Origin of the sequence: Bradyrhizobium sp. (assembly GCF_049581145.1) — a bacterium.
Taxonomy (GTDB): Bacteria; Pseudomonadota; Alphaproteobacteria; order Rhizobiales; family Xanthobacteraceae; genus Bradyrhizobium.
Genome location: NZ_JBAURI010000145.1, coordinates 1 through 2,373 on the forward strand (window position 1 = coordinate 1; position 2,373 = coordinate 2,373).

The 2,373-nt window shown below is 67.6% G+C and carries 3 protein-coding genes and 1 pseudogene; all 4 read left to right on the forward strand.

Annotated elements, in window-relative coordinates; genetic code table 11:
* Positions 1–336: pseudogene (locus WCB02_RS04780) on the forward strand (cobyrinate a,c-diamide synthase); the annotation flags it as partial.
* Positions 333–1,058, forward strand: a complete 726-nt coding sequence (cobA, locus tag WCB02_RS04785; protein WP_423956689.1) for a uroporphyrinogen-III C-methyltransferase — start codon at positions 333–335, stop codon at positions 1,056–1,058. The pseudogene WCB02_RS04780 and the gene cobA, both read left to right, overlap by 4 nt.
* Positions 1,059–1,104: 46 nt before the next feature.
* Entirely contained in the window at positions 1,105–1,857 is a 753-nt protein-coding gene (gene cobF, locus WCB02_RS04790; protein ID WP_423956690.1) for a precorrin-6A synthase (deacetylating), read from the forward strand.
* Between the two features lie 20 nt (positions 1,858–1,877).
* Positions 1,878–2,373, forward strand: a 496-nt coding sequence (locus tag WCB02_RS04795) for a nicotinate-nucleotide--dimethylbenzimidazole phosphoribosyltransferase (RefSeq protein WP_423956691.1), incomplete at its 3' end; no start/stop codon positions are given.

Sequence of the window (2,373 nt, forward strand, 5' to 3'; positions counted from 1 at the left end):
GGCGAGTGCGGCGGCTACATGGTGCTCGGGGCAGGGCTCGTCGACGCGGATGGCGCCCGACATGAGATGACGGGGCTGCTTGGGCTCGAGACCAGCTTTGCCACGCGGCGCATGCATCTCGGTTACCGGCTGGCGGAACTCACGGCCCAGCTGCCGGGACATCGCGAAGGCGCGCGGCTGCGCGGCCATGAATTCCACTATGCCACGATCATCGCTCAGCCCGATGCGCCGCTCGCCCGGGTGCGCGACGCCAACGGCATCGATGTCGCCGAGACCGGCTCGCGTCGCGGACGCGTCAGCGGCACGTTTTTTCATCTCATCGCGGAGGACAGATGAGCGGCTTCGTTTCCTTCGTCTCCGCGGGGCCCGGCGATCCCGAACTGCTGACGCTCAAGGCCGCCGCGCGGCTTCGCGCCGCCGATGTCGTGCTGTACGACGATCTCGCTTCCGGGCCGATCCTTGAACATGCCCGCAAGGATGCCCGCCTGGTCTCGGTCGGCAAGCGCGCCGGGCGGCCGTCCGCCCGGCAGGCGCATGTCAGCCGGCTCCTGGTCGACTATGCCGGCACCGGTGCAGCCGTGGTGCGGCTGAAGTCGGGCGATGCCGGAATCTTCGGCCGGCTCGAAGAGGAGCTCGACGCGCTACGCGCGGCCGGCGTCGGCTATGAGATCGTTCCCGGCGTCACCGCGGCCTCTGCGGCGGCGGCCGCCTCGGGTTTGCCGCTGACCCGCCGGCATACCGCCCGCCGCCTCCAGTTCATCACCGGCGCCGACGTCAACGGCGAGCTGCCGGAGGACCTCAACTGGATCGCGCTGGCGGACCCCAGTGCGACGACCGCGGTCTATATGGGCAAGCGAACCTTTCCGGCGCTTGCGGCGCGGCTGATCGCGCAGGGGATGTCTCCGGACACGCCGGCGCTGCTTGCCGAGTCCATCGGCCACGCCGATCAGACGTTCATGCGCGCAACGATCGGCCAACTTGCCGAACGGCTCGCGCAGGAGAGCGTCGCCGCGACCGCGCTGATCCTTTATGGCGCGCTGGCGGGGAAGGAGCCATGAGCCGCCCCGGCCAGCGCGTCGTCACTCCGGCCAGGAAATTGTCGTCGTGTTCACTCTGTCCCTGATCGGCATCGGCTGTGGCGACCCGGAGCAATTGACGCTCCAGGCGATCCGCGTCATCAATGCCGCAGACCTGATCCTGATCCCGCGCAAAGGCGAGCAGAAATCCGATCTCGCCGATCTGCGTCGGACCATCTGCGCGCGCGTCTTGACCAACAGCGCGACGCGCGTCGTCGAATTTGACCTGCCGCGGCGCGATTCTGCCCATGAAGACTACCGCGCCGGCGTCGACGCATGGCACCAAGCGGTAGCTGGTGCATGGTCGAGGGAGATCAACCATCATCTTGCAACATCGGGGCGGGTGGTGCTCCTGATCTGGGGCGATCCGTCGCTGTACGACTCCAGCCTTCGCATCGCGCGCCGGCTTGATCCGATGCCCGTCATCGAAGTGATTCCGGGAGTGATGTCGATTCAGGCGCTTTGCGCCGCGCATGCCATTCCGCTCAACGAGATCGGCGAGCCTTTCCTGGTCACGACGGGACGGCGGCTGCGGGACGGCGGCTGGCCGTCCGGGGTCGAAACCATCGTCGTCCTGCTCGATGGTGGCGCGGCGTTCCAGTCGCTGGCGGCTGAGGGATTGATGATCTGGTGGGGCGCCTATCTCGGCATGCCCGACCAGATCCTCCTGTCGGGCGCGCTTGCCGAGGTGGGGCCAATGATCGTCGCGGCACGCGCCGACGCGCGGGCCAGGCATGGCTGGATCATGGACAGCTACATCATCAGGCGCATATCGGCATAACCGAACAGGGGTCAAATCGCATGCTTCCCGAATGGGTCTATCAGGAGTGTCCAGGTGTATCGCTCGTCCATCGCGAGGCGGCATCTCGCCGTCAGAACGAACTGACAAAACCGGCGGGCGCGCTCGGCCGGCTCGAGGCGCTCGCCATCGACCTGGCGTCCTTGCAGCATGCCGATCGTCCGCGGGCGGATCGCGCGCCGATCATCGTGTTCGCTGGCGATCACGGCATCGCCGCGCAGGGCGTGTCGGCCTATCCGCAACAGGTGACGATTGCGATGATGGCCAATTTCGCCTCTGGCGGTGCGGCGATATCGGTGCTGGCGCGCGAAGTGGGATCGAGCCTGGAGGTCGTCGACGCCGGCACGCTTGCGGCAGAGCCGATGCCGGGCATCGTCACCGACAAGCCGCGCCACGGCAGCCGCGATTTCAGCATGCAGGCTGCGCTGGATGCGACTGAGACTGCCTTTGCCTTCGACTGCGGCCGGCGGGCGGTGACGCGCGCCATGGTGAACGAGC